Here is a 2,340-nt window from a genome sequence, read left to right as displayed (position 1 = left end):
CCTGATCGACGGCACCGTCGCACTGGACGACGTCACCGCTGAAGCGGTGCCATCGATCCCTCCGGCTCCGTGCTGCCGGCGCTGCAGTTGTCGGCTGCCGCCGTTCTTTCGCGGCGGCTTCGTGCGTCGCCGAGGGGGCCTATGTCCGTCAACACGACTATGGAGACCCAACCGATGACCATATCCGCCGAGAAGGAAGCGATGATCCTGCGCCTGTACCACGTTGAGAGGTGGCGCTGTGGAACGATCGCAACGCAATTGCATTGCCACCATACGACGGTCTTCCGGGTTCTGAAGGAGGCCGGTCTGCCCCGCCACAGGCCGGTGATACGTCCCGCCGAGGTCGACCAGTATCTGCCGTTCGTCCAGCGGACGCTTGAGACATATCCAGACCTGACCGCCAGCCGCCTGTACGGGATGGTGCAGGAGCGCGGCTACAAGGGCTCGTCCTCCCACTTCCGGCATATGATCGCGCTCCACCGTCCGCGCAAGGCTGCGGAAGCGTTCCTGCGTCTGCGCACCCTGCCGGGCGAGCAAGGCCAGGTCGACTGGGCGCATTTTGGTCACATCGAAATCGGCAAGGCTCGCCGCCCGCTGATGGCCTTCGTCATGGTGTTGTCCTACTCGCGCGACATCTATCTGCGCTTCTTTCTTGATGCCCGCATGGAAAACTTCCTGCGCGGCCACGCCGGTGCGTTCAACGCCTGGAATGGTTTGCCCAGGGTGCTGCTCTATGACAACCTTAAGAGCGCTGTGCTTGAGCGTCACGGCGATGCCATCCGGTTCCATCCGACACTTCTGGCCTTCGCGGGCCATTATCGCTTCGAGCCCCGTCCCGTCGCCGTGGCGCGGGGCAACGAAAAGGGCCGCGTCGAGCGCGCCATTCGCCACATCCGGGAAGCCTTCTTCATCGCCCGCAAGTTCAAGGACCTCGACGATCTGAATGCCCAGGCCGAACAATGGTGCCGCAACCAGGCCGCCGACCGGCCATGCCCCGAGGACCGGACGATGACGGTTCGTCAGGTGTTTGCGCAGGAGCAGCCCATGCTTCTGCCATTGCCCACCAACCCGTACCCCATCGAGGAGCAGATCGCCGCGAAGGTCGGAAAGACACCCTATGTCCGCTTCGACCTGAACGATTACTCGGTTCCCCATACTCATGTCCGGCGCACGCTCACCGTGCGCGCCGATCTCGCCCAGGTCCGGATATTCGATGCCGCCACGATGATCGCCAGCCACCGCCGCAGCTACGACCGGGGCCAGCAGATCGAAGACCCCCGGCACCTCAAGGCGCTCGTCGCCGTCAAGCGCGAAGCGCGCCAGCATCGGGGCCTCAACAGTTTGACGCGCGCCGTGCCGGCCTGCCAGAAACTGATGATCCACGCCGCCGAGCGCGGCGCCAATATCGGCGCGATCACCAATGCCATGCTCAAACTGCTCGACCTCTACGGCGCCACCGAACTCCAGGCCGCCGTCGAAGATGCCTTGCAGGCCGGGGCCTCTCATTCGAGATCGGTTCACGTCGCGCTCGAACGCCGCCGGATCGCGCGTGGCGCTCCACCGCCGGTCGAAACAAGGCTGCCGGAGCATGTCCGCAAAAAGGATACGGTCGTACAGCCCCACAAGCTCGACCGTTACGATCAACTCACTTCCGCAGGCAACGACGATGAATAATCCCGGCATCCTGTTCAACCGCGCCAGGGCGCTGCGCCTCAATGGCCTGATCGCCCACTGGGACGAAATCGCCGACGCGCCGTGGCTGGCCGCCGTGCTTCAATGGGAGGAAGAAGAGCGCTCCGACCGCTCATTGCGGCGACGCATGCGCGCCGCCAGGCTTGGCCACTTCAGGCAACTGGCCGATTACGACTGGAAATGGCCGCGTCGTATCGATCGCGCCGCCATCGAGGAACTGATGACGCTGTCCTTCGTCAAGGAGGCCGCCAACATCGTCCTTATCGGCCCTAACGGCGTCGGCAAGTCCACGCTCGCTCTTAACGTCGCCTACCAGGCGCTGGTCGCCGGCCATTCGGTCCTCTTCCGCACCGCCAGCGAAATGCTCGGCGAGCTCGCCGCCATCGACAGCGATTCCATGCTCCGCCGAAAGCTGCAGTACTATGCGGCGCCCGATATCCTGGTCATCGACGAGGTCGGATATCTCTCCTATTCCAACCGTCATGCCGATCTGCTGTTCGATCTCATCAGCCGCCGATACGAGAAACGCTCGACCATCGTCACCACCAACAAGCCCTTCGCGCAATGGTCGGAGGGGTGGCGTCGCCTTAACTTGGGTTGGGCACGGGATGCCCCCCGATATGGCCTCTTCACGCGGCTGTCGACAAA

General features: G+C 63.7%; 2 protein-coding genes. Both read left to right on the top strand.

From position 1 onward, the window contains the following. Positions 1 to 141: 141 nt before the first annotated feature. Entirely contained in the window at positions 142 to 1,674 is a 1,533-nt protein-coding gene (gene istA / locus AC07FD_RS27430; protein ID WP_478352391.1) for an IS21 family transposase, read from the top strand. Continuing rightward, on the top strand, positions 1,667 to 2,340 hold a 674-nt coding region (locus AC07FD_RS27425), incomplete at its 3' end, for an ATP-binding protein (RefSeq protein ID WP_478352390.1). The genes istA and AC07FD_RS27425, both read left to right, overlap by 8 nt.

Source organism: Mesorhizobium waitakense, from assembly GCF_056431085.1.
Note: the sequence above shows the minus strand (reverse complement) of the source record. Positions and strands in the feature narration are given on the sequence as shown.